Consider the following 26,187-nt stretch of genomic DNA (forward strand, 5'->3'; position numbering starts at 1 on the left):
CTAATATACAAATTCTTCTGACTTCTTTGATGACTCAATCATCTTCTTGTAAGTCTTGCTTCTTTCTATTAGTTCTTCATGTCTTCCAAAGTCTTCAATTTTTCCGTCTTTCATAACAATTATTTGGTCTACATTTTCTATTGACTTCATCCTGTGGGATATTATGATGACAGTTTTCTTCTTTATTAATTTATTCAAAGACTCTTGGATATACTTTTCATTTTCCACATCAAGTGATGCAGCAATTTCATCTAAAAGAATTATTTCTGCATCCTTTAAGAAAGCTCTCGCTATGGAAATTCTTTGTCTTTCACCGCCAGATAAGTTTGAACCATTTTCGCCAATTTCTGTTTCATATCCCCTTGGCAATTTCTTTACAAAGTCATCGCAGTTGGCAAGTCTTGCCGCTTCAAGGACTTCTTCGTCACTGGCACTGGACCTACCCAACCTAATATTTTCCATTACTGATCCATTAAAGAGGGTTACATCTTGAAAGACCATGGAAATGTGTTTGAACAAGTCTTGTGTGGCAATATTTTTTATCTCCTTGCCATCAATTTTGATTTCTCCAGAGTCATAATCATATAATCTTGCCACTAATTTGATTAGGGTGGACTTACCGCAACCAGATGGACCAACAAGGGCAGTAGTCTTTCCCTGCAAGGCCTTAAAGGAAATATTATCTATAACTTTTTTGTCATGGAGATAAGAAAAAGTAAGCTTCCTTCCATCAATGTCAAAGGACTTCAAGTCTGCTCTATTTCCCCTTTGAATTTTTTCATTCCTAAGTGCCTTTATCTTTTCAACTGGCGAATCGATATACATTAACTCTGCATAAAATCCGTTGAAGGCAGCGACTCCATCAATTAATCTTGCTGAAGCAAATAAGTAGCCCGCAAAATACAAGATATTTATTTCTCCATCTATCAAGCTATTTAATCCAACATATATTGCAAGGGCTAGGGATAAGTTTGCCACAACTCTTGCAGAAACAATGGGGATAACTTGTCCCAGTTCTGACTTAATGTGTTTCTTTTCTAAGGACCTAACAAAGTCAATGCCATTTTTTTCCTTTTCTTCAGTCAAATTATAGGACTTGATCTCTGTAGATAGGTCAATGAGTTCTTGGAACATCTTTGAGGACTTCCTTTGCTCCTTATAATAGAAACTCACTCCCTTCTTTTGAATCTTGCTTGAAAGGAAATTCAAAATAGCAGAAATATAAATTGGCACTATAACTGCAAGCCCAAGTTTTAAATTCCCAATTAGTAACAAAATGGAAATAATAACTAGATTTATTATAAAGGCATAAAATCCTGAAAGTGCATGAGAAAGACTATGCTCAATTGCCTCTACATCCTTCATTATTGTTTGAGAAAGATCTGTTAAATCTCTACTTGTATAAAAACTAAGAGGCAGGTCCTTAATTATTTCAGAAATTTCTATCCTAAGATTTGCAGATTCCTTATAGGTTTCGTTGTAAGTTGTAATGTAGTCCCTATTAATTACAAAAATCATGAGAAGGGCAATTATTACATAGGCGATGACCGAAAGCCTTGGACTAAAGTCTCCTAAATTTAACAGGCCTTGCAGTACATACATAAGAAGGAACATAGGTAGCATATAAGAAAGGCTCTTTAGACTAGAATATCTTATTGCAACAAGGGCACCCTCTGCCCCCTTGTCTGTAAGTCCAAAACGATTTTTCAAATAATTTTTCATCAGTCAACCCTCCATTCATTTGCCTTCATATACATTTCCACAAACTTCTTATACTTACCATCTTCCTTATAAAGTTTATCGTGACTTCCTCTTTCAATTAGCTTTCCATCTTCAATCAAAAGAATTTCATCTACCCCTCTTATGGAAGTGAGCCTATGGGCAATCATAATTGTAGTCCTGTTCTTTATTAATTCCTTAAAGGCTCTTTGTAGTTCATACTCGTTTTCAGGGTCAGCTGCAGCTGAAGCTTCGTCCATAATTATAATTTTTGGATCCTTTAGGAAAATTCTAGCAATACTTACCCTTTGCTTTTCTCCACCAGAGAGATTTACACCCTCTGCTCCAATCACTACATCATAACCATCTTTAAATTTGTCTATAAATTCATCACACCTTGCAAGCCTTAATGCCCTTAAAACTTCTTCATCAGAGGCATCACTTTTTCCAAGCTTAACATTTTCAAATATGGAAATACCTTGGAAGAGTTGTGGGTTTTGAAAAACAATTCCTATATTTTTCATAAGACTTTCCTTATCATAAGAAGAAATATTTTTGTTTCCAATTAAAATTTCTCCTGAGTCGACAGGGTATAGACCAGAAATTAATTTTGCAATAGTTGATTTACCTGAGCCAGAACTACCCACCAAGGCATAGACCTTATCTTCCTCAAGACTCAATGAGAACTTATCTAAAATTTTATTTTCTCCGTCATAAGAGAAGTCGACATTTTTAAACTCAATATTCTTGTTTAAAAATTCCCTTTGGCTTCCAAATTCTATTTCCTTGGCCTTCATCTCCTTGAATAAATTTTCAAGATTATCCACAGCAGAATTGGCTTGGAAGATATACATAGATACATACATAATTTTCATTGTGTTAGAAAAGAATATCCCCATGAATAAAGTGAAAAATAAAATTTTTGCCGCCCAAAGACCAGGATCAGCTCCCCTGTTTACCATAAAGATTCCCAAAAATATTGGCGTAATTATAAAAATATTTAAAAGCCATTGGAATAGGACATAGGGAATCCTGCAAGACATAGAATATTTATAGACCATATCCTTATAAATGAGGATTGAATCATAAAGTTTTTTAAAACCAATTAGGGGCGCATTAAAAATCTTTACTACAGGCATAGCCCTTACATACTCAACTGCACCTGCGTTCATTTCGTCAAGCATATCCATGTACTTCTTCATAAAGGACTGATCGCCCATCATATTTTTTACAAGGACTAAACTTATTAGGACAATGACAATAAAAAATATTCCAAGGTATAAATCCAATACGAAGGTCAAAATAATCATAAGTATGGGAGTCAATAATGCGGCAGTTTGATCTGGAATTAAATGAGCCACTATCATGTGAGTTTGCTCAACATTGTTGTCAATTATTTTCCTCACTTCACCAGAATTATGTAGATCAAAAAAAGTATTAGATGCCCTGAGAAGGTGCCTTATACCTCTTTCACGAAGACGAGTTTCAAGCCTAAATCCTGCCAAGTGACTCATCCAAAGACCCATAAAATATAAAAGACCATAGGCAATAAATAAAAATAAAATTTTTATGGCAAGACTCCTTTCTTCAGACAAGACCCCGCCAGTAAAAACATTCTTTAGCAAAATCCAAATTAAATAATAAGCATAAAATTCTAAAAAAATGCCCACCGCTGTAAGTAGACTCGCAAGAATACCGTGGAGTCTTCTCTCAGGTATGTAGGAAAATAATTTTTTGTATAATTTCAAAATATGACACCTCTCTTTATTTAATTAAAAATCAATTGATAATGATTATCGAGATTATTATAATATTTTCTTTCCTAAATTTCTTAACAAAAATACTTTTCTATTCAAAAAATTTTTTAATTATATTCAATTAGAATTTATTTACCATATTTTACTTTAATCACAAAACATTCAAATTTTTTTATAAAACATCTTTGCAAGAAAGCATAAAAAACAGTCCCACATTAATGACGTGCGACTGTTTTAAAATTTAATTTAAAAAATTTTAAAGATAAAAATAAGGGCATCCGCCCTTTTTTTTGCAAAGTAACAAAAAATCTCCACGAGCCTGTGGAGATTTTTTTTATATTATTTAAATTTCTTTTGAACTATTCATTCGCTCTAAATATTTTCTGTAAGTGAATCAATCTTTTCTTTAGCAGCATCTTCATCTAAGCCCAAGCCCTTGGCAAAGAAGTTGAGACCATTTTTTGTGTCCTCTAAAGTCTCAAAGGAAGCTGAAGCATAGGAAATGCCCTCCACCTTTTGTCCCAAAGGTTTATCATAAGTTACACTTGAATCTGTAAGATAATAATCTGGGTTTAGATTTTTTACAAGTTTAAAGTTAGGATTCATTTCATCGCCTATACTACTTGCATCGGGATAAATGGACTCTGCTCCATTAGGAACTGCCACTACATTTTCATAACCCAAAAATTTTAAAGCCTTTGCAGCCTTAACTGACATAGCAACAATTCTTGGATTTTCTTTTTCTACAAAGAGTTTATCCTCCACCTTTTCATCTTTTTCTTTGTCTACATTTTCTTGGCTTACTTCTTTTGCATTAGAAGTATTTTCTACTCTTGCCTTCTCCTGAGATTTGCATGAAGTTACTAACATCATTATAAGTAAGGCAAAAACAATCTTCATATAAAACTTTCTTTTCATAGAACACACTCCTTTTAAATTTTTCTCTATTTTTAGTTCTTCTTATTACCATGATATCACATTATTCAAAAAAAAAAAAAATAGAATGGCAAAATTTTGTGAAGTTTTTATATATATAAAGTAGTTAAAAAAAGTGTATTTGAAATTTTTTTAAAATTTATTAAAAAATTTGCAAGAAAAAACTGCCGCTTGCACGACAGTTTCTTAATTTAGATTTTAAAGATTAAGCATTAACTTTTTCTTTTTCTGCTTCAGCTTTCTTTAGCTTTGCTTCTTCAAGTTTTGCTTGTCTTTCTTTTTCTTTCTTTTCTTTTTCCTTTTGTTTCATCTTTTCCACTCTTTCAGGATATTCGCAATAAATTGCTCCTGTTGGACATTTTGAAACGCAAATTCCACAGTTGATACACTTGTCATAATCAATTGATGCTAGGTTGTTTTCTACATGGATTGCATCCTTAGGACAGTTCTTTTCACAGATACCGCATCCGATACAACCTATTGAACAGTTAGTTCTTACAACTTTTCCTGGATCAAGTGACTTACATTCAACAACTGTCTTTGATTTGTAAGGTCTAAGTGCAATGATTTTTTTAGGGCAAATGTTGATACACTTCATGCAGGCAACACATTTTTCCTTGTCTACTACTGCAACTCCATTTACCATGTGAATTGCATCAAATTCGCAGACACTTACGCAAGTGCCACCGCCGCAGCAACCAAAGTTACATGCCTTTGCACCTTGTTGATAGTCAGAAATTAATCTACAGTCAACTAAATCATTGTAATCATATTTATTTTTTGCCTTGTCGCAGTCTCCTTGGCAAAGTACACAGGCAATATTTCTTTCTACATTTCCTGCATTAACGCCCATTACTTGGCTGACTTTTTCAGCTGTATCTGCACCACCAATTACACAACCATTTACTGGTGCTTTTCCATTGGCAATGGCTTCTGCTAAACCATCGCAACCAGGAAATCCACAAGCTCCACAGTTTGCTCCCGGAAGTACATCTCTAACTTCAGCGACCTTTGGATCTACCTTTACATAAAAAACCTTAGATGCAATTGAAAGAATTACTCCAAAAAAGGCTCCTGCAATTCCCAAAAACAAGACTGGGGTAAGTACTGTACTCATTTCCATAATTACCTCCTATACCAATCCGCCGAAACCTGAAAATGCAATTGCCATTAGGCCTGCACTAACAAGTGCAATTGGAACTCCTTGAAGTGCCTTAGGTACATCTGCTAGCATTAATTTTTCTCTTAGTGCTGCTATAAGTACAAGGGCAAGTGTGAAACCTATTGAAGCTCCAAATCCGCTAAATATTGTTTCTATTAAGTTATATCCATTTTGAACATTTAAAACTGTTACACCAAGTACAACACAGTTTGTAGTAATAAGTGGAAGATATACACCCATGGCTTGGTAAAGTGAAGGTGATGACTTCTTAATAAACATTTCTACAAATTGTACTAGTGATGCAATTACAAGAATAAATGCAATTGTTTGTAAATACTCAAGTCCAAATTTATCTAATACAAAAATTTGAATTAGCCATGTTATTGCAGATGCAAGTACAACTACAAAGGTAACGGCTACTCCCATTCCAAGGGCAGTCTCTGTCTTGGAAGATACACCTAAGAAGGGACAAATTCCTAAGAATTGAGCAAAAACATAATTATTTACAAGTATTGTTGAAATTAAAATCGTAATAATACTTTCTAACATTAGTCTGCCCTCCTATTTAACATTAGTTTAAATCCTGCAATTAAAAATCCTAGAAGTATGAAGGCACCTGCTGGAGCTCCCATAATTCCAATTCCTGGATAAGATTCTGGCAAAATATTAACATTAAATAGTGTGCCATATCCGAAAAATTCACGAACAAGACCCATTGCAAGTACGGCAATAGTATATCCAACGCCTGTTCCTATTCCGTCAACTATTGATGGAACAAGGGCATTTTTATAAGCAAAACCTTCTGCTTCACCAAGGATACAGCAGTTAACTACGATTAGTGGTAAGAAAATACCAAGTGCTGCATAAATTGGTTGTGAATAAGCTTGAAGTATCATTTGTACTAATGTTACGAAAGTGGCAATTACTACAATAAAACAAGGAATTCTTATTTTATCAGGTATTATATTTCTAAGTGCAGATACTACTCCGTTACTCATAATTAGTACGAAAGTAACTGCGACTCCCATTGCCAAAGAGTTTGTTAAGTTATTTGTGATAGCCAGTGTTGAACAAAGCCCTATAAGTTGGATGAATACGGGATTGTTTTTAAAAGCACCGTCTAAGAATACTTTAGATAATTTCATTTTAATCCTCCTTATTCATTCTTTAAAACTTCGTCGTAAACCTTAATGGCATCGTTGGAACCTGCTAGAGCACCCTTAGATGAGATTGTTGCTGATGTAAGCCACATAACTTCATCTTCAGCCTTTGGATCCTTAGAAAGTTTTAAAGGACCTGCTGCAGATTTTCCTTCGTAAGATGGATAGTATTCATCAGTTGTGATTCTTGAACCGAATCCACTTGTTTCACCATTTGAAATATTTCTAAATCCAGCGATTTTATCTCCATCAAGTAAAAATCCTAGAGCATTAACCATAGCTCCACCATAACCATTTGATTTTACATTAACACCGTATCCAACAACTTGGTCGCCTTTTTTTGCAACAAAGATTTTTTCAATATTTGGATATTTTTCTTTAATTGAATTTAATTTTTCTTGATCATATTCTTCAAAGCCATCTGCATTTTCGCCAAAGATAACTTCGTAAGATGCAAGTGTATTTTTTAGTTCAGTTTCTGCAATTACTGGAGCAGTAAAACTATTTACAACTGCCAAAAGTCCTGCAGATAGGGCGCAGAAAACTAAAAGTATAATTCCAAATTTTACTGGTTCTTTCATTTACTTCGCCTCCCCATAAGCACTTGTTACTGTAAGCTTGTCAATTAAAGGTGTTGCAAGGTTCATTAGACATATTGCGTAGGAAACACCTTCTGGAAGAGATGCCTTTACTCTTATTACTGCTGTTAAAATACCGCAGCCAAGGGCAAATATTATTCTTCCCTTTCTGTTTATTGGGTTTGTAGTGTAGTCAGTTGCCATAAATATAGCACCTAAAAGTAATCCTCCTGCTAATAATTCGTAAGGAATTATATTCATAGGAATACCTAAAATTCCAAGACATACTGCAGTAGTTGCAACATAAATTACTGGAATTTCCCAAGAAATTACCTTTCTAAATACTAAATATACAAAACCGATTAAAAGTGCAATTGCTGAAGTTTCTCCAATTACGCCGCCAATGTTTCCAATAAACATATCCTTCATTTGAGGAAGATTTGTAAAGTCTCCAGCTGCTATAAGTTGAAGTGGTGTAGCGTATGTTATTGAATCTAAATCAGTTACGCCTTGTTTTAATAATTCAGGTGAAATATAACCTGTAATTTGTTTTGGCCATGATGCCATAAGTACAAGTCTTGCAGCAAGAGCTGGGTTCATAAAGTTAAAACCAATACCACCAAAACATTCTTTTACTATTAATATTGAAAAAACGGATCCGAAAGCTGCCATCCATAGTGGGAAAGACTGAGGCATATTTAGTGCAATCAAAATTCCAGTTACTACAGCAGATAAGTCCCTTATTTGTACAGTCTTTTTAAGTGCAGTTTGAGTTACATACTCAGTTGCCACACATGCTACTACACAAGTTAGAATCAAGAGAATTGACCTCATTCCAAAGAAATATACAGAAGCAATCATTGCAGGAACAAGTGCTATGATTACATCAAGCATAATCTTTTGAACAGTGTCATTTGATCTAATGTGAGGAGCAAGTGAAACGAAGCGAGCTTCATTTACTGTCATCGGATCTTTAGTTATTTTATTATTTTCCAAATTGATCCCTCCTATTTCTTTTGATTAGCTCTGATTTCTCGTTTAGCTAATTTAACAGATGCACTTAGATGTCTCTTTGCTGGGCAAACGAAGGAACATATACCACATTCCATACATTGGTCAGCATGTAAAGCGCTGCATAAATCAACATCGCCCTTTAAAATTGCATGATTAATATCAGTTGGATTAATATTTGCTGGACAGTGATCTACACATCTTGAACATCTAATACATGGAGATTCAATTCTTTCTGTTAGTTCTTCTTCAGTGAAAACTAAAATACCTGAAGTAGTCTTTGTAACAGGTGCATCAAGGCTAAATACTGACTTGCCAGTCATAGGACCACCACAAATAATTTCTTTAAAGTTTTCCTTTACTCCTCCGCAGAAATCTAAAATATCTCCAACAGGAGTACCTATTTTAACGAGAATATTCTTTGGCTCCTTAATTCCAGAACCAGAAACAGTTATTACTCTTTCATAAGAAGGCTTTCCTTCTATCATTGCTTCATAAAATGCAAGAGTTGTACCAACATTTGTTAGGAAAACCCCAACATCATTTGTTACACCATTTTGTGGAACAATTCTTCCAACAACGGCTTCAGAAAGTCTCTTTGAATCACCTTGTGGATACTTAGTTTGACATCCAACAACTTTTAAGTGACTCCAATTAGGATTCTTTCCTATAACTTCTTCCATTTTAGCAATTGCGTCTGGTTTATTTTCTTCAATTGCCATGTAAGAAGCTTTTTGATTGTAAAAATATGAGAAGATATCTAGTCCTTCTAATATTTCTTCAGTTCTTTCTAGCATAATTCTGTGGTCGCAAGTGAGGAAAGGCTCACATTCTGCCCCATTTATTATACATTCATCAAGCACTGGGTCTTCACCTTTTAATTTTGCGTGAAGAGGGAAACCAGCACCACCCATACCAACGACTCCCTTTTCTTTAATAAAAGGAACTAAATCGTCAATTGGATGATCCTTATAATCTTTAAAAGATTTAAGGTCATCAGTCATTTCATCTTTGCCATCGTTTTCTATAACGACGCAATCACAATACCTTCCATCAGCTGTGTACATTTTTTTAATCTCTTTAACTGTACCTGATACAGAAGAGTGTATAGCAGCTGATATATAAGCATCAGAATTACCCACCATTTGTCCAACTTTAACAGAATCGCCTTTTGACACAACTGGTGAGCATGGTGCTCCAATGTGTTGTGACATAGGTATGTAGGCAATCTTAGGACTTGGCATCCTCTCAATTGCAATCTTTTCTGTCAAAGTTTTGTGTTCGTCCATGTGAACTCCACCTACGGAAAAAGTGAGATTTCTTGAACTCATAAAACTTCACCCCTTATTCGGCATAAGCCTAATTTTTTACCTTTTGTTATAATTATAACACTAAATTTAATTAAAGTATATGATTCTACTTAAAAATTTAGACTTGGGAAATCTTTTACAAGTTGAGAAAGTAGTCAATCTTAATTTTTAATTTTTAAATTCTTTTATTTTTTGCAGAAATAAATTTTATTTTTTCTCTGGAAACTTTTTTTATTTTTGCCACAAAATTTTACATTTCTTAAGTCATCTCTTATAATTTTTTGCAAAAAAAATCTCACGACTTTTAATCGTGAGAAAATTTTTTTATTAATAATTTTTATTAATTATTTCTTTCATAAGGAATTCCATCTGCTGATGGTGCTCTTGAGCCCTTAACAAATACTATTAAAACAATAAGAGTAATTGCATAAGGAATCATTGAAAGTAAATTTGTGTCGATTTTTATTCCAATTGAGCCAAGAAAAACTGATAGACCTTGGGCAAAACCAAATAATAGACAAGCAAGCATGGCACCTTGTGGTCTCCATCCTCCAAAGATTACTGCTGCAAGGGCAATAAAACCTTGACCTGATATAAGTGTTTCCCTGTAATTTGAAACTACTGCAAGAGACATGGATGCTCCACCAAGTCCTGCCAAGAATCCTGAAGCAAGGACGCAGATGTATTTTATTTTGTAGGCGTCAACGCCAAGAGTTTCTGCTGCCTTAGGGTATTCGCCCACAGCTCTTATTCTTAGTCCAAGCTTTGTCTTGTAGAGAATAAAGTAAACTATAAATACTAGGACAAAGGCAAGATAGACTGAAACATATTGTGAAAAAACTATGTCCAAAAATCTAGTGATTCCCTTACCTGAGCCGCCCTTAAATACATTTGCAAATAATACTGGAAGTTTATCTTCGTAGTTAATTGACTTAGACATGGCAGCTCCATCAAAGAAAAGTCTGCAAAGGAAAAGTGAAAGTCCTGGCCCAATTAAATTTATGGCAATACCACTAACAACATGGTCTGCTGCAAAATTTATCGTGGCTATGGCATGAAGAAGGGCAATGAGTAGTCCCCCAAGTCCGCCACATATAAAGGCAAGCCAAGGATTTCCCACATAATATCCAACAATTGAGCCAACTACTGCTCCTATGGACATCATTCCTTCAAGTCCAATATTTACAACTCCTGAGTTTTCAGATAAAACTCCACCAAGAGCTGTATAAATAAGAGGGGCTGAATATAAAAGTGTAATTGATAAAATACTTGCTAAACTTAAAAGTGGACTATTCATTTGCTCCTCCTTTTTTTACATCCTTTGAATCCTTCTTGAACCATTTGCCTGAGAAAAATCTAATCATATCTAAAAGTTTTGGCATTGCTATAAATAAAATCATAATGCCCACAATTATTTTAACTACTTCAGAGTAAGTGCCAATTGTTGTAAGTTTTCCTCCCCCATAAGTTAGGCCTGCGTATAAAAGTGCAGCCGGAATTGTTCCAAGAGGATTATTTCCAGCAATAAGTGCAACAGCCATGCCATCAAAGCCATATCCTTCTTGCCCAGCCATAATTCCTATGTTTCCAGAAACTCCAAGAACTGTAATTGCCCCTGCAAGCCCTGCCAAAATTCCTGCTATGCCCATAGATGTAACAATGGATTTATTAATGCTAATGCCGCCATATTCTGCTGCCTTTTGGTTAAAGCCAACGGCACGAAGTTCGTAACCAAGAGTTGTCTTTTTAAGAATATACCAAATTACGATTGCAGCTACTATGGCAATAATAATTCCAAAATTCACTGGCGGATTTAAAATATCTCTCAAAAATTTATTATTTGCCAAGACTGCCTTACCAGCCTCACTTGCCTTCCAAGAGCCAAGAATTTTTATAGAGGCACTTTTTTTAATTGGATAGGAGTTGTCTGACTCAATGTTTCTAAGTAATGGAAAACTTAAAAGATAGTTGCTGAGGTAAAAGGCAATCCAGTTCATCATAATTGATGAAATAACTTCATTTACTTCGAATTTTGCCTTTAAAATACCAACTAAGGCTCCCCATATATAACCGCAAAGAGCTCCAGCAAGAAGAGCTACAAGACCGTGAAGGACTGGTGGCAAGTCTACTAAAAGACCAACAACTAGGGCTCCAATAGAACCAACAATGTATTGACCTTCAGCACCAATGTTAAATAGTCCTGTGTTAAAGGCAAAGGCAACGGAAAGTCCAGTTAAGATTAGTGGCACTGCCTTTACAATTGTCCAGGAAATATATTTTGGCTTGCCAAAGGCGCCAAAAAATATAACCTTGTAAGCTTCTATTGGATTAGTTCCACTGACTATTAAAATAATTGAGCCAATAATAATACCAAGTATAATGGCAAGCACTGTATATAAAAATCTATTTCTCTTCATTTTTACCTCCTGCCATGTATAGTCCTATTTCACTTTCATTAGTTTCTTTGGCGTCAAAAGTTTTTAAAATTTTGCCATTGTAGATTACAGAAATCCTATCAGAAAGAGCCATAATTTCATCTAGTTCAAAGGAAATTAAAAGGACTGCCTTGCCCTTGTCCCTTTGATTAATTAAAAAGTTTCTGATGTATTCTATGGCACCAACATCAAGACCCCTAGTAGGTTGTGCCGAAATTAAAAGATCTGGGTCTTCTGAAATTTCTCTTGCAAGAATTACCTTTTGTTGATTTCCACCAGAAAGCTCTCCAGCCAGTCTATTTATATTTCTAGGTCTGATGTCGTAATCATCTTCCAGCTTTGTAGCATTGTCTTCAATCTTTTTAAAATCTAAAATTCCCTTTTTAGAGTATTTGTCTTTGTAATAATTTTTTAAAATCAAATTTTCTGCAACGCTAAAATCTAAAACTAGACCTCTAAGCTGTCTATCTTCTGGAATTGAATTAATTCCCCTTTCAATAATTTCTCTTGGACTTTTATTTAAAATTTCCTCGCCCTTAAAAATAATTGAGCCGCTTTCGGCTAACTTTAGACCAGTTAAAGTCTCAATGAGTTCAGATTGACCGTTGCCATCAACGCCAGCTATGCCGTGGATTTCTCCAGCCTTTACATCTAAATCAAGCTCGTCTAATTTTTTTACATTTCTAAAATCTCTTGCACACAATTTTTTGATTTCAAGTATAGTATCGCCAGCTTCCACATCTTTTTTGTCAACATCAAGATGAACTGCTCTACCAACCATCATGTCTGCAAGTTCTGATTCAGTAACATCTGAGACATCTACAGTTTCAATTTTTTTGCCACGCCTTATAATTGTGCACCTATGTGCCATTTGTTTAATTTCCTTTAATTTGTGAGTGATAATTATAATTGACTTACCTTCCTTGGAAAGGTTTTTTATAATTTCGATGAGCTCAGTAATTTCTTGAGGCGTCAAAACAGCTGTTGGCTCGTCAAAAATTAAAATATCAGCACCTCTATAAAGCACCTTTAAAATTTCAACTTTTTGTTGAGTACCAACAGAAATATCCTGAATCTTAGCGTCGGGGTCGATTTTAAAACCATATCTCTCAGAAAGAGCAATGACATCTTCCCTTGCCTTTTTAATGTCCACCTTTATGCCCTTCATGGGCTCCATGCCAAGAATAATATTTTCAACGACAGTAAAGGGCTCAATTAACATAAAATGTTGGTGAACCATGCCAAGTCCTGCCTTGATTGCATCATTGGGGTCCTTAAATACTTTTTTTTCATTGTTTATATAAATCTCACCTGATGTAGGAGTACTCATGCCGTAAAGCATATTCATAAGAGTGGTTTTGCCGGCACCATTTTCTCCAAGAAGGGAATGAATTTCACCTCTTCTAATATCAAGATCAATTCCATCATTTGCAACGAAATCTCCAAACTTTTTTGTGATATTCTCCATGCGAACGACTAAATCTTTGTTATCAATTTCCAAGACAAACGCTCCTTTGTTTTATTAAGTAAATTATACCAAAGATTTATGATTTTTTGAAATAAATTGCAAGAAAAAAGCCACCTCATAAAAATGAGATGACTTTAAAAAAACTTTTTCAAAAATTATTTGTATTCATTGTAAGTTTCTTCGTTATAAGGAACTTTGATTTCTCCAGAAACAATTTTCTTAGAGATTTCTTCAACGCTCTTTAAAACTTCTGGCTTAACATTTTTATCAGATGTTGGTGCAATACCTACTGCTCCGTCATCAGCTAAACCAAATTCAATAGTTCTTCCACCTTCAAATTTGCCTTCTTGCATATCTTTTACAACTTGGTAAACAGCAACATCGCCATTTTTCATTGCAGAAGTTAATACATTTTCAGGAGCTCTGTCGCTTTGGTCTCTATCAACACCAATTGCCCACTTGCCAGCTTCTTTAGCAGCTTCGATAACACCTTCGCCTGCTCCACCAGCTGCGTGGAATACTACATCAGCACCATTTTGGTACATTGTAGCAGTAATTGATTTACCCTTTTGTGCATCAGAGAAGTTTCCAACATATTGGCTAAGAACTTCGATTTCAGTTCCTCTTTCCTTAGCTGCGTAATCAACACCAGCCTTGTAGCCATATTCGAATCCCCAAATGATATTACTTTCTTGACCACCAACAAAACCAACTTTATTAGTTTCAGTAGTCATACCAGCAATGTAACCAACTAAGAAAGATGGTTCTTGTGCTCTAAACATAATTCCAAGTAAGTTTTTAGGAGCTTCAATCTTGTTACCCTTTCCATCAACTGTAACATCAACGTCAACTATTGCATAGTTAATTTCAGGATACATTCCAGCAGCTTCAGCTACATTGCCACCCATTTTGTAACCAGCGCCAACGATTAAATTCTTTTCTTGGTCAGCAAAAGTTTCTAAGTTTGGAGTGTAGTCCTTAGTGTCCTTAGATTCAATGTATTCAGCCTTGATTCCAAGTTCTTTTTGAGCTTTTTGAAGTCCTTCCCATACACCTTGGTTAAAGGATTGGTCGTTAACTCCACCTTCGTCAGTAACAAAACCAACATTTACATCAGTTTTAGCTTCTGTACTTTCTTCTTTAGTAGCGTTTGCAGCCTTATTATCAGCTTCTTTTTTATTTCCGCCACCACATGCAACAAGTGTCATTGCCATTAATAACACTGCTAGCAAAGTAAGTTTCTTCTTCATAAATAAATCCTCCTATTTGTATTTAATTAAATTATATATTATAGCGACACTTATTTCAATTTTATATAAAAATAAAAATTTTTAGAAAAAAGTTTTCACAAATCTTCCCATAAAAAAAGCCCAACTGAGTTGAGCTTTAAATAATATTTTGTTATTCTTTTTTATCCTATGAAAACTCTTGGTATCATAAATAATACTACTGATAATACAAAGTACATTAACAAAAAGGCTAGTGATTGTTTCATTTCCTTTGTGCCAAAAGTTACATCATCATCTGCTGCTAAAAATCTTGCAACAATTGATGCTATAAATCCTAAAATTGGATAGATAATTAATAGTCCAAGGTTACTTGTTCCCTTGTCCATAAATCTATAAAAGGCAGGAATCATAATAAATAGTGCACCAAGATAAATTGGGAAGCTTCCCTTGCCTAGCCAGATTAGTGCAATCACAGCAAGTGTCAAAACTAAAAAGGCAACTGTTGAAATTGTGTTGATTAGAGAAATTTTATTTATCAAGCCTTGGTCTATTAGTTCCAATTTATTGATATAATAACCTGAATTTGTGTAGGCTTCCTTTACGCTATCTGTTGATTTTGTCGTTTCTGTCCAGTTTTCTACCTTTGCATTGGTTACAAATATAGATGCGTCTTCAACTTTTTGTCCGCCAGAAAAATATAGTGGGTTTGGATTATAGTAAACTTCAAAGGCATATTCTCCAATCTTTTCTGACAAATCTAATTTTACTTCACTTACTGCATTAAAATCTTTATTTTCAGTTTTGTTGTAAAAATCTTTAACTTTTAATTTTAATTTTTCTTCAAAAAGTGATTTGTTAATTTTGTCAAAGTCGCCCTTTAGCTTTACCTTTGACTTGCTAAAGTTTGCACCCTCGCCAAAGAAAATTTGCCTTGTTGGTGTGCCCATTATTCTTGCAGTTGTGTCTTCGCCTGTGTAATTGAATTTTATGTCATATTTTATGAGTTTTTCACTACCTTCATTTACAACAGACCTTGCAACTTGAAGATTTTCCACTCCATCGGAATTGTTAAATAAAATTCCGTCAAATTCTCTTTCCACATTTGAGTTTGGCCACATAAGAGACTTACTAAAAAAAGCAGTTAAAGAAACTAACATAAGTACTAATAAGAAAATTGCAAATATTACAAGCTTTTTTATTCTCTTGTTCATTTTAAACCTCCATTATGAAAACATTTCGCTTATACTATATGATATCACATGAAGGTCCTAAAATAAACAAATTTATTAGCATATTAAAGATTGGAAGCATTTATTTCTGTCCAAATTCTATCGTAAACTTTTATAAAGTCGCCAAGGTCTCTAAAAGCTTCAAGTGGTGGAAGTAAGTCTATGTCTGGATAGGCAACCTTTGAATTTTTGATTTCATCTGGAAGAAGTTCCTTTACGCCCTTAACTGGTGAAGTGTAGCCAACGCAGTGTTCTGCATTTTTTGCTTGGACTTCAGGCTTAAGCATGTAATTTATAAATTTTTCTGCTCCAGAAACATTTTGTGCATTCTTTGGAATTACCATGGAGTCGTACCAAATATTTGAGCCTTCCTTTGGCACTACATAATCTAAATCTTCATTTTGTTGCATCATAAGAAGGGCATCGCCTGAATACATTACAGATAAGTTTGCATCTCCTTGCACAACTACATCTCTTCCATCGTCATCAAGGTAAGCATATACAAGTGGTTTTTGCTCAATAAGAGATTTTTTAGCTTCTTCAAGTTCCTTTTCATTTGTTGAATTTAGTGAGTAGCCAAGTCTTTTTAGGGCAAGACCTAAAGTATCTCTTTGAGAATTATACATAATTATTTGGTCTTTATATTTTTCATTCCATAAAATATTCCATGAATCAACTTTATCTGTCACTTCTTTTTTGTTATAGACAATTCCCACAGTTCCCCAGAAGTATGGCACAGAATATTTATTTTCTGGGTCAAAGCTTGGATTTTTTAAAATGTCCTCAACTCCAGCAAAGTTTGGAATGTTTTTGAAATTAATTTCTTGGATCAAGCCTTCCTTAATAAGTCTTTCAATCATGTAATCACTTGGCACAATTACATCGTACTTGTCTTGTGATTGTGTCATCTTAATGTAAAGGTCTTCGTTGGAAGCGTAAGTGTCATAATTTACTTTTATTCCAGTTTCCTTTTGGAAATCCTTTAAAATAGATGGGTCGATGTATTCGCCCCAGTTGTAAACATAAATTTCTTCCTTTGCTTGGTCTTTTTTGCCACAAGCACTTAAAGTCAAAAGCATTAAGACTGATAGGGCTAAAATTATTTTTTTCATATTTCCACCTCAAATTTTTTATTTTTTTCGCTTCTCTTGTTAATTATAACAAGTAAAATCAAGAGAGATACTAGCATAAGCGTTGATACTGCATTTATTGACGGATTGATTCCCTTTCTCGCCATGGAATAAATTGTAATTGATAAGTTTGAAACTCCTTGTCCAGTGTTGAAGAAGGAAATTACAAAATCGTCAATGGAAAGTGTAAAGGACATCAAGGCTCCCGTAAGTATTGCAGGTTTAATTTGTGGAATTACCACATGAAGGATTGCATAAGCTGGCGTGGCGCCTAAATCTAGGGCTGCCTCAAGAGTATTTTTTTGCAATTGATTTAATTTTGGCAAAATTGACAAAATTACATAGGGAATGCAAAAGACTATGTGTGAAATTATCATAGTTGTGTATCCCATTCTTATATTAAAGAGTCCAAATAAGCCCATTAGGGCCACAGCTGTTACTATGTCTGGGTTTATTACTGGAAGATAATTTATATTTAAGATTGCATCCTTCTTAAATCCTCTAAGTTCATTTATGGCTATGGCTGAAATTGTACCAACTACTGTGGAAATTATTGTCGCCACAAGAGCCACAAAAATTGTTGTCCAAAGGGAGGATAAAATTGCTGGGTCATTAAATAAATTTTTGTACCACTTTAAGGTAAAGCCTGCCCAGGAACCCCTTAGTTTTGAATTGTTAAAACTAAAGACAACGAGAATTACTATGGGAGCGTACAAGAATACAAAAATCAAAAATAAATAAATTCTATCAATTATTTTTTTCAAAATATATCCCCTCCCAAATCTCCAGTTTTAATTTTTTTGTTAAATAGTTTTGGCACAACTAAAATCAAAAGCATAATTACAATTAAAATCATGGAAATGGCAGAGCCAAAGCCCCAATCTCCTGTGAAAGTAAATTGTTTTTCGATTAAGTTACCTATTAAGTAGAAGTTGTTTCCACCAAGTAGGTTAGGCACTACGAAAGTAGAAATTGCTGGAATAAATACCATAGTTATGCCAGTGTAAATGCCAGGAAGTGATAGCGGAAAAATAACTTTTGTGAAAACTTCAAAGTCATTTGCTCCTAGGTCCTTGGCTGCTTCAATTAATTTTTGATCCATTTTTAAGAGGACTGTGTAAATGGGAAGAACCATAAAGGGCAAGAAGTTATAAACCATGCCTATCATAATTGCCTTGGAATTATACATAAGATCCCAAGGTCCCAGTCCAAAAAGTCCAATAAATTTATTTATAAGTCCCTTGTTGCCGAGAAGAGTTAGCCAAGCGTAAGTCCTTAGTAAGAAATTCATCCACATGGGAATTATGAAAATTAAAATCATGTTATTTCTAACTTTTTCACTCATCTTTGAAATAATATAGGCAACTGGATAACCAACAATTAAGCATAAAATTGTTGATAGACCAGCAAGAATTAGTGAAGTTATTAAAATTTTTACATATAAAGGTTCAAAAAATCTTGAAAAGTTGTCAAGAGTAAAGGCAAATTCAGATAAATCTGTATTTGAACTTAGGGCATGAGCAAGTATTAAAAATAGTGGCAGTACAATAAAAATTAGTCCCCAAAATAAATAAATTAGTGAAAATTTTTTCATATCAACCTCATTACATGGATTAGATCAGGCTTTATAATTATGCCTGTCTTTTCACCCACTTCTCTCTTTTCTGTTGATTGCACAAGCATGGAGTAACCATCTACATCCACAGTCATCTCATAGTGAACACCCTTAAAGACAAGACTTGTCACAGTTCCCTCAATTTGATAATTTTCATCTACTAAGAGCACATCTTCAGGTCTTACAACTACTTCAACATCTTCCATGTCCTTAAAACCACTGTCCACGCAAGTAAAGTCGTAATCTAAAAATCTTACCTTAAAGTCACGAAGCATCTTCGCCTTGATAATATTTGATTCGCCAATAAAATCTGCAACGAAGGCATTTTTTGGCTCGTTGTAAATATTTAAAGGACTATCCATTTGTTGAATTTCACCATTATTTAAGACGACAACAGTGTCACTCATGGAGAGTGCCTCTTCTTGGTCGTGAGTTACATAAATAAAAGTTATGCCAACACTTTTTTGAATTCTTTTAAGCTCAATCTGCATTGCTTGTCTAAGTTTTAAGTCAAGGGCACCAAGAGGTTCATCAAGAAGGAGAACTTCGGGTTCATTTACAAGAGCTCTTGCAATGGCAATTCTCTGTTGCTGACCACCAGATAGGGATTCAATTTCTCTATTTTCAAAGCCAACAAGGTTTACAAGTTTTAAAACTTCTTTTACCTTTTCCTTTATAATCTTTTTGTCCATTTTTTTAATATTAAGGCCGAAGGCAATGTTGTTGTAGACATTCATGTGTGGAAAGAGGGCATATTTTTGAAAAACTGTGTTGATTTTTCTCTCATAGGGCTCTTTATTAGTAATATCTTCTCCATTGAAAAGAATTTTCCCCTCATCAGGTTCTTCAAAGCCACCAATAAGTCTTAATATCGTAGTTTTACCACAGCCAGAAGGACCTAAAATTGTTAAGAATTCATCTTTTTTAACCTTAAAATCAAAATCCTTTAAAATAACATTGTCTCCAAAAGATTTTGTCACATTTTTTAATTCAATTACATAATTTTCCATAATTCACCGCCTAAAAATTTGGTGGAGATGAAATCCACAAAATCTCAGTTTCAAGCTTTCCATCATTCTTTAAATAGTGAGAGCTATTTGCCTTAAAATAAAAACTTTCGCCCTTCCTAATCTTGTATTGTTCATTGCCATAAATGAGAGTCACACTCCCCCTTATGACATATCCGAACTCCTCGCCCTCGTAGGGAGAAATCTCTTTAGATTTACCACCTGGGCTGATCTTTATTCGCATGGGCTCCATTTGATTTTTTTGTGCATTGGGCACCACCCAATCAAGGATATAGCCAAGCTCTTCATTTTCACTTTCAAAAAAATCTTCATCTTTGAAGGTAATTTTTTCATTTTCATCTCTCTTAAAGAAGTGTGAAGGATCTGTCCCTAGGGCTTCCAAAATATCTAAAAGAGAATCAACTGATGGCGATGTCAAGTCTCTTTCGATTTGCGAAATAAAGCCCTTAGTAAGTTCTGACCTGTCAGCCAATTCTTCCTGGGTAAGACCTTTTTCAATTCTCATATCTCTTATTTTATTTCCAATATCCATTCCATCACCTATAATATTAAACAAATTACTTAAATTATTAAACTCATTAGAGTATAATTGTTAAAGATATTAATGTCAATAGATTTGGGCTATTTAATAAAGTAAATTTTTTGTTAAATATAATTTACTCAAATTATTAAAATTTCTACCTAAATTTATTCCTAAAATATAATTCTTCCTTGTGTTATAATTTTTCCAGAGGTGTTACATGGATACAAGAAAAAAAAGATACAATGCCATAGATTTTTTGCGTGGCTTTACAATTATAAATATGATAATTTTTCACGGACTCTTTGACCTTGAAAATTTTTACGGCTTTAACTTCAACCACGACTTTTACTACTACCAACAATATATTTGCATTTCCTTTATTTTGATTTCAGGTTACTCAAGTCATTTTTCAAATAATTTTAAGAAAAAATTTTTGATTTTGACTGGACTTTCTATCTTAATCACCCTTGGCTCCTACATCTTTTCAAGAGATGATGCAATTTATTTTGGCGTAATTCACTTTTTTGCAGTTGCAACATTAATTCACATGCTCTTAAAAAATTACATAAAAAAAATAAATCCAAGGCTTGGACTTATTCTCAACACAATTTTATTTGTCACACTTAAAAAAATTTACTACGGAAGTATTTTCTTTGGAAAAATTCTTGTCCCAAAATCTTTTTACAGCTTAAATTTATTTTTTCTAGGTTTGCCTGGCGAAAATTTTTATTCAGGCGATTATTTCCCAATAATTCCCTGGATATTTCTCTTTTACATGGGCTACTTCCTCTTTGATTTTGTAAAATTTACAAAAAAAGAAGCCTCCCCATGCTTTATCAATGTCATGGGTAGGCATTCTCTTTTAATATATTTTCTTCATCAAATTATTTTAATTGGAGTTTTCTCTCTAATCTTTAGCTTTAATTAGATTCCTCCACTGGCGCCACCGCCACCAGAAGATCCTCCGCCGCCGAAGCCTCCAAAGCCTCCGCCACCGAAGCCTCCAGAGCCTCCAAAACCTCCTGAGCCTCCGAAGCCACCGTATCCACCTCCGAAGCTTCCTGGTCCCCAGAAAATTACAGGGCGTCTTCTTCTGCCGCCAGATCCTCTTCCGCCTCCATCATTCTTATTTCTAAAAATAAGCGAAATTATAAAAAGAATTAAAATTATTCTCAATATAGGAAAACTTGATATAAATAGATTACCTTCACCTTCATCAGATGAATAATCAATTTCTTCCTGTGGCTCTCTTGCCACAATATCCACATAATATTCCCCTTCATATAATTTTATTAGCTGAGCATAGCCTTCAAGGACTGCCTTTTCAAAGGGTCTGTCACCTTCATTTTCAGAGACAACTTTTCCCATTGCCCTTATAATTCTTGAGGCATAGGCATCGGGTATAAAACCTTCAGAGCCATAGCCAGTCTCGATTCTTACATATCTATTATTTTCATCTAAAAGTGCCACAAGCATGAGAACGCCATTGTCCTTATCCTTGTCGCCAATTTTTATGTCATTAAAAATCTTTGTGCCATACTCTTCTAGTGAATAGCCTTCCAAATCCTTAACGATTACAATGGCAATTTCTCCACCAGTTTTCTTTTTAAGATCATAAGTGGTCTTGTTGAGATAATCAATGGACTCTTGGCTTAGAGTATTTGTTTCGTCATAAACATTGTAGGACATTTCACTTTTGTCAAAGGCATAGACATTAAAGACTAGGGTGAAGGCAAATAAAATTGTAGCTAACAATTTTTTCATTTTAATCACCTAAAATTTAACTTCTGGTACTTTATTGTCCTTTTCTGAAACTTCAAAATAATCTCTTGGTCCAAAGCCTAAAATTTTTGCAATAATAGCAGTTGGAAATCTTCTAACTTTTTGATTGTAAAGTTTAACTGTCTCGTTATATCTCATTCTTTCAGTTGCAATTCTATTTTCTGTGCCTTCAAGTTGAGCTTGTAGGTCTAAGAAGTTTTGATTTGCCTTTAGTTCAGGATAATTTTCAACAACTACATTAAGTCTTCCTATAGCTTCTGTCAAATTATCATTGGCTTCTGCAAGTTCCTTTGGTGTAGATGCTTCATTAATACCAGCACGAGCCTTAGTGATTTCAGTGAAAGTATCCTTTTCGTGAGAAGCATAACCCTTTACTGTTTCTACAACGTTAGGAATTAAATCTGCACGCCTTTTAACTTGGTTTTGAACTTGTGCCCAAGCACCATTAACATCTTCATCTAGTTTAACTAGTTTGTTCCATTGGCCGCCGAAGAAAATTGCAAGCACAACTACTATAGCAATTATGGCAATAATCCCAACAGCACCTCTGTTCTTATTCTTCATAATCTCCTCCTATTTTACTTATTTCTATTTTACTTAAAGCTTCATCTACAAGTTTTTCGCAGTCAAGTGGCTCTTCAGACTTTTCTATTCCCTCTACACTTGGCGTTAAAAGTGGATGTTTTGGCAAAAATACTGTGCAGCAATCCTCAAAAGGAAGAATAGATGTCTCATAAGTATCAATGTCCTTGGCAATATCAATAATATTTACCTTATCCATGCCAATAAGTGGTCTAAAGACCAATTTATCTGTAATATCATTAGTAACCTTCAAACCGTCTATAGTTTGTGATGCAACTTGTCCAAGGTTTTCGCCAGTGATAATGCAGTCGTAGCCATTTTCTCTAGCAATTTTATCTGCAATTCTCATCATAAATCTACGAGAGATAATAGTCATTTCATCTTCAGGACAATTTATGTTTATTTCCTTTTGAATGTCCAAAATATTTACAGAATAAAAAGTAAGTTGACCAGAAAAACTTGAAATGTCCTCTGCAAGTTTTTTGACCTTTTCTTCTCCTCTTTCAGATGTAAAAGGATAGGAATGGAAATGCAAGCAGTCTACAAGGACGCCTCTTTTTGCCATTAAAAATCCTGCTACTGGAGAATCAATACCTCCTGAAAGAAGAAGTAGTCCCCTGCCATTTGTGCCAGATGGAAGTCCACCGTGAGCTTTAATCTTATCTACATAAATATAGGTATCCTTTTTCAAATCACAATAAACAAAAAAGTCAGGCTCATGAACATCAACCTTTATGTCAAAATTTTTTAAGATGACGCCACCAATTTTTGCAGAAATTTCCATGGAATTAAGTGGAAAGGACTTATCGCCCCTATTGGTCTTAACCTTAAAAGTTTTGTAAGATGGATTTTTTTTCAAAGTTTCATCTACAATTTTTATTACAGCTTCTTCAATCTTTTCCTTGTCGGTTTCCACAACATAGCATGGCGCAATGTAGACAATGCCAAAGACATGTTTAAGCCTATTAATCATCTTTTCTTCATTATCTGTTACAAGTTCAACATAGACCTTGCCCATATTTTGATAAATTTTACCATGATCAAGATTTCTCAAATTTCTCTTTATAGTGGAAATAAGTTTATTTACAAATTTATACCTGTTTTTACCCTTTAGGACAAGCTCTCCAAGGGAGAGTGCCATAACTCTTTTCATTCTATCACCTATCTCATTATCTTTCTGATTTCACTTACATACTTCATAAGTTTTTCCACAAAAATATCTATGTCCTCTTTTGTAGTGTCCTTGGAAGTGCAAATTCTTATTGTGCCTTCAGAGTATTTATTTGAAAGACCAATTGCCTTTAAGGTTGTGGACTTGTGAGTACCATTAGATGTGCAGGCAGATGCAGTGGAAATATAAATTTCATCGCCCTCTAAGTAGTGAAGAAGGACCTCTGCCCTGATGTCTAAAATTGAAAGAGAAACAATAAAATCTGTGGCATTTTCTGGAGTGTTTATTCTGTAGTCCTCTAAATTTTCTTCTAGTTTCTTTAAAAGATATGCCTTAATTTCCTTGGCGTGGCTAAGTCTCTTGTCTAAATCTCTCTTAGTAAGCTGGCAAGCCTTGCCAAAACCAAGAATTCCAGGAACATTTTCTGTACCAGATCTTAGTCCCTTCTCTTGACCTCCACCGATTACAAGACTTTCAATGTTTAAATCGCGTCTTTTGTAAAGAGCTCCCATACCCTTTGGTCCATAAATCTTGTGGGAAGAAAAAGAAAAAGTATCGCAGCCCAAGTCCTTAACATTTACAGGAATTTTCCCAACAGCTTGAACTCCATCAACGTGACATAAAATATCCTTGTTTTTTGCCTTGGTAATTTCAAAAAGTTCTTTCACCTTATTGACAGTGCCGAGCTCGTTGTGAACATAGATTAGAGAAACTAAAATAGTGTCATCATTTACTTCCTCTTTAAACTTTTCCAAATCAACAGCGCCAGTCTCGTCTACATCAAGATAAACTACTTCGTAACCCAATTCCTTGTAGTGCTTAAATTGGTCGTCAATAGATGCGTGTTCAATGGCAGAAGTGATTATCTTCTTGCCCTTCCTCTTGTTTTTTAAAATGGAACCGTGAACTGCAATGTTGTTGCTCTCAGTTCCGCCAGAGGTAAAATAAATTTCATCTGCCTGAGCACCAATAAGCTCAGCAGCATTTTTCCTTGCCTCTTCAATTTTCTTTTCCACCTTTAAGCCGAAGCTGTGAAGAGATGAAGGGTTGGCAAAGTCCTCTGTGAGAGCCTTCATCATGACATCAACAACTTCCCTATCAGGTTTTGTCGTCGCACAATTATCTAAATAAATCATATATCTTCCTTCTATCATAATTTCTTTCTAATACATTATACTATAACATGAAGTGTCCTTCTATCTCTATTTAGATTGGAACTTGAGGGAAAATTTTTAAATTTATAAATGTTTTAATGATATACTTGAAGTGGTGATAGGATGAAAAAATTGGAAAGAAAAATAATAAAATCTAGGGAAAATTATTTAAAAATAGAAACATCGGGCTTATCACGAGAAATAGATTCAATTATTGTAGTGAGCCTTGTGGAAAAAAATAGAGATGTCCTAAAAACTTTTTATTTAGAAAATTTAAAGGAGGAAAAAAATTTGTTGGAAGAAGTCATGCCTATCCTTGAAGGAAAAGAATTTGTAACTTACTCTGGCAAGACCTTCGACCTTCCCTTTATAAGAGAAAAAGTAAAATTTTATTTTAATAGAGACCTTGACTTAAAACTCATAGACTTGCAAGAAGTGACAAAAAAATACAACTTCATCTTTAATTTAGATTCCCACTCCAATAAAAATCTTCTAGAAAAATTTATTGGACTAGAAAATTTAAAAGAGCAAAAAGAATACCAGGGCATAAAAATAAAATCCCTCTTTAAAAATTACCTAGAGGGCGATAGGTCTGCTATAGAAAAAATTTTAGCTTATAATTTTATGAGCCTGGAAAACTTAATATTACTTGACGCAAAAATAAAAGAAAATCTTGAAAAAAATCTCTCCCTAAAAATTTTAGACTTCACATTTTTTATAAGAGACATAAAACTTTTGGATAACAAGCTAGAAATATCTGGCGTCACAAATTACGGATCCGACTATTTCTCCAACAATGAATTATACACAATTGAGATAAGTGGTCTTGAGGAAGAAGAAAAAATTTGCGAACAAGGAAAAATTAAGGAAGAACCTAAAAATTTTTCCTTAAAAATAAATACAGAGGACGGACTTTATGATGACAAAAATTCTTGCTACTATGTAAAGAAAAAAGGCTTGGACTTTGACTTGACAAACCCAAGCAAAATAAAAAGTCCACCACAAATTCAAATCCTCTACTACAAAAACCACAAGTTCAAAAACCAAGTGGAATTAATGAGAAAAATTATAGTAAGAGAATTAAGTAAGTAAATAATAAAAAAGCAAAAGGAGATGTTTAAGAATAGCTAACTATTCAAGAACATCTCCTTTTAAAATTTGAATAAATTCAAAAAAAAGAGAGAGTAAACTCTCTCTAATTTTATATA

Annotated in this window: 25 protein-coding genes; 2 read left to right on the forward strand and 23 right to left on the reverse strand. The window is 34.2% G+C overall.

Annotated features, from left to right (window positions below; translation table 11 throughout):
* The 19 genes from Q0U74_RS02425 to Q0U74_RS02515 all read right to left on the reverse strand — a co-directional run bounded on the left by Q0U74_RS02425 (window position 1) and on the right by Q0U74_RS02515 (window position 20,299).
* Window positions 1-1,722 carry an ABC transporter ATP-binding protein gene (locus Q0U74_RS02425; protein ID WP_297392518.1) on the reverse strand — a complete coding sequence of 574 codons (1,722 nt, stop codon included), beginning with the start codon at window positions 1,720-1,722 and terminating at the stop codon, window positions 1-3.
* On the reverse strand, window positions 1,722-3,467 hold the full coding sequence (locus Q0U74_RS02430) for an ABC transporter ATP-binding protein (RefSeq protein ID WP_297392519.1): 1,746 nt from the start codon (window positions 3,465-3,467) through the stop codon (window positions 1,722-1,724). The genes Q0U74_RS02425 and Q0U74_RS02430 overlap by 1 nt, the downstream gene beginning before the upstream one ends.
* A 381-nt stretch (window positions 3,468-3,848) precedes the next feature.
* Window positions 3,849-4,394, reverse strand: a complete 546-nt coding sequence (locus tag Q0U74_RS02435; protein WP_297392520.1) for a hypothetical protein — start codon at window positions 4,392-4,394, stop codon at window positions 3,849-3,851.
* A 223-nt stretch (window positions 4,395-4,617) separates the two neighbouring features.
* The gene (locus tag Q0U74_RS02440; protein ID WP_297392521.1) at window positions 4,618-5,535 is read right to left on the reverse strand and encodes an RnfABCDGE type electron transport complex subunit B; all 918 of its coding nucleotides are present in this window, start codon (window positions 5,533-5,535) and stop codon (window positions 4,618-4,620) included.
* Between the two features lie 9 nt (window positions 5,536-5,544).
* Window positions 5,545-6,123, reverse strand: a complete 579-nt coding sequence (rsxA, locus tag Q0U74_RS02445; RefSeq protein ID WP_019124231.1) for an electron transport complex subunit RsxA — start codon at window positions 6,121-6,123, stop codon at window positions 5,545-5,547.
* Window positions 6,123-6,719 carry an electron transport complex subunit RsxE gene (gene rsxE / locus Q0U74_RS02450; RefSeq protein ID WP_297392522.1) on the reverse strand — a complete coding sequence of 199 codons (597 nt, stop codon included), beginning with the start codon at window positions 6,717-6,719 and terminating at the stop codon, window positions 6,123-6,125. Before rsxE ends, rsxA begins: the two co-directional genes overlap by 1 nt.
* Window positions 6,720-6,730: 11 nt before the next feature.
* Window positions 6,731-7,315, reverse strand: coding sequence for an FMN-binding protein (locus Q0U74_RS02455; protein WP_297392523.1), 585 nt, complete (start codon window positions 7,313-7,315; stop codon window positions 6,731-6,733).
* Window positions 7,316-8,308, reverse strand: coding sequence for an RnfABCDGE type electron transport complex subunit D (locus Q0U74_RS02460; RefSeq protein WP_297392524.1), 993 nt, complete (start codon window positions 8,306-8,308; stop codon window positions 7,316-7,318).
* Window positions 8,309-8,319: 11 nt separating this feature from the next.
* The gene (gene rsxC / locus Q0U74_RS02465) at window positions 8,320-9,654 is read right to left on the reverse strand and encodes an electron transport complex subunit RsxC (RefSeq protein ID WP_297392525.1); all 1,335 of its coding nucleotides are present in this window, start codon (window positions 9,652-9,654) and stop codon (window positions 8,320-8,322) included.
* Between the two features lie 319 nt (window positions 9,655-9,973).
* Window positions 9,974-10,930, reverse strand: coding sequence for an ABC transporter permease (locus Q0U74_RS02470; RefSeq protein ID WP_297392526.1), 957 nt, complete (start codon window positions 10,928-10,930; stop codon window positions 9,974-9,976).
* The gene (locus tag Q0U74_RS02475; protein ID WP_297392527.1) at window positions 10,923-12,050 is read right to left on the reverse strand and encodes an ABC transporter permease; all 1,128 of its coding nucleotides are present in this window, start codon (window positions 12,048-12,050) and stop codon (window positions 10,923-10,925) included. Before Q0U74_RS02475 ends, Q0U74_RS02470 begins: the two co-directional genes overlap by 8 nt.
* Entirely contained in the window at window positions 12,037-13,569 is a 1,533-nt protein-coding gene (locus Q0U74_RS02480; RefSeq protein ID WP_297392528.1) for an ABC transporter ATP-binding protein, read from the reverse strand. Before Q0U74_RS02480 ends, Q0U74_RS02475 begins: the two co-directional genes overlap by 14 nt.
* A 122-nt stretch (window positions 13,570-13,691) precedes the next feature.
* Entirely contained in the window at window positions 13,692-14,786 is a 1,095-nt protein-coding gene (locus Q0U74_RS02485) for a BMP family ABC transporter substrate-binding protein (RefSeq protein WP_297392529.1), read from the reverse strand.
* A 161-nt stretch (window positions 14,787-14,947) separates the two neighbouring features.
* Entirely contained in the window at window positions 14,948-15,976 is a 1,029-nt protein-coding gene (locus Q0U74_RS02490; RefSeq protein ID WP_297392530.1) for a hypothetical protein, read from the reverse strand.
* An 83-nt stretch (window positions 15,977-16,059) separates the two neighbouring features.
* A complete protein-coding gene (locus Q0U74_RS02495) occupies window positions 16,060-17,106 on the reverse strand; it encodes a PotD/PotF family extracellular solute-binding protein (protein WP_297392531.1) in 1,047 nt (348 codons plus the stop codon).
* Window positions 17,103-17,888, reverse strand: a complete 786-nt coding sequence (locus Q0U74_RS02500) for an ABC transporter permease (protein WP_297392532.1) — start codon at window positions 17,886-17,888, stop codon at window positions 17,103-17,105. Before Q0U74_RS02500 ends, Q0U74_RS02495 begins: the two co-directional genes overlap by 4 nt.
* Window positions 17,885-18,718: an ABC transporter permease gene (locus Q0U74_RS02505; protein ID WP_205052457.1), complete on the reverse strand. Its 834-nt coding sequence runs from the start codon at window positions 18,716-18,718 to the stop codon at window positions 17,885-17,887. The genes Q0U74_RS02500 and Q0U74_RS02505 overlap by 4 nt, the downstream gene beginning before the upstream one ends.
* Window positions 18,715-19,749 (reverse strand): ABC transporter ATP-binding protein, encoded by a 1,035-nt coding sequence (locus Q0U74_RS02510; protein ID WP_297392533.1) that lies wholly within the window; start codon window positions 19,747-19,749, stop codon window positions 18,715-18,717. The genes Q0U74_RS02505 and Q0U74_RS02510 overlap by 4 nt, the downstream gene beginning before the upstream one ends.
* A gap of 10 nt (window positions 19,750-19,759) precedes the next feature.
* On the reverse strand, window positions 19,760-20,299 hold the full coding sequence (locus Q0U74_RS02515; RefSeq protein ID WP_297392534.1) for a helix-turn-helix domain-containing protein: 540 nt from the start codon (window positions 20,297-20,299) through the stop codon (window positions 19,760-19,762).
* A gap of 208 nt (window positions 20,300-20,507) precedes the next feature.
* Between Q0U74_RS02515 and Q0U74_RS02520 the strand changes: the two genes are divergently transcribed.
* Complete coding sequence (locus tag Q0U74_RS02520; RefSeq protein WP_297392535.1) at window positions 20,508-21,218, forward strand: heparan-alpha-glucosaminide N-acetyltransferase; 711 nt, start codon at window positions 20,508-20,510, stop codon at window positions 21,216-21,218.
* On the opposite strand, the gene Q0U74_RS02525 is transcribed toward Q0U74_RS02520, so the two are convergent.
* The 4 genes from Q0U74_RS02525 to Q0U74_RS02540 are packed head-to-tail and all read right to left on the reverse strand — an operon-like array spanning window position 21,215 to window position 24,961.
* Window positions 21,215-22,054, reverse strand: a complete 840-nt coding sequence (locus Q0U74_RS02525; RefSeq protein ID WP_297392536.1) for a YgcG family protein — start codon at window positions 22,052-22,054, stop codon at window positions 21,215-21,217. The genes Q0U74_RS02520 and Q0U74_RS02525 overlap by 4 nt on opposite strands.
* Window positions 22,055-22,063: 9 nt before the next feature.
* Complete coding sequence (locus Q0U74_RS02530; protein WP_297392537.1) at window positions 22,064-22,636, reverse strand: LemA family protein; 573 nt, start codon at window positions 22,634-22,636, stop codon at window positions 22,064-22,066.
* Window positions 22,626-23,807 (reverse strand): tRNA uracil 4-sulfurtransferase ThiI, encoded by a 1,182-nt coding sequence (gene thiI / locus Q0U74_RS02535; RefSeq protein WP_297392538.1) that lies wholly within the window; start codon window positions 23,805-23,807, stop codon window positions 22,626-22,628. Before thiI ends, Q0U74_RS02530 begins: the two co-directional genes overlap by 11 nt.
* An 8-nt stretch (window positions 23,808-23,815) precedes the next feature.
* Window positions 23,816-24,961: a cysteine desulfurase family protein gene (locus Q0U74_RS02540; RefSeq protein WP_297392539.1), complete on the reverse strand. Its 1,146-nt coding sequence runs from the start codon at window positions 24,959-24,961 to the stop codon at window positions 23,816-23,818.
* 141 nt (window positions 24,962-25,102) lie between these two features.
* On the opposite strand from Q0U74_RS02540, the gene Q0U74_RS02545 reads away from it, so the two are divergent.
* Entirely contained in the window at window positions 25,103-26,071 is a 969-nt protein-coding gene (locus Q0U74_RS02545) for a ribonuclease H-like domain-containing protein (RefSeq protein WP_297392540.1), read from the forward strand.
* Window positions 26,072-26,187 lie beyond the last annotated feature (116 nt).

Source organism: uncultured Peptoniphilus sp. (genome assembly GCF_946998875.1).
GTDB lineage: Bacteria > Bacillota > Clostridia > Tissierellales > Peptoniphilaceae > Peptoniphilus_A.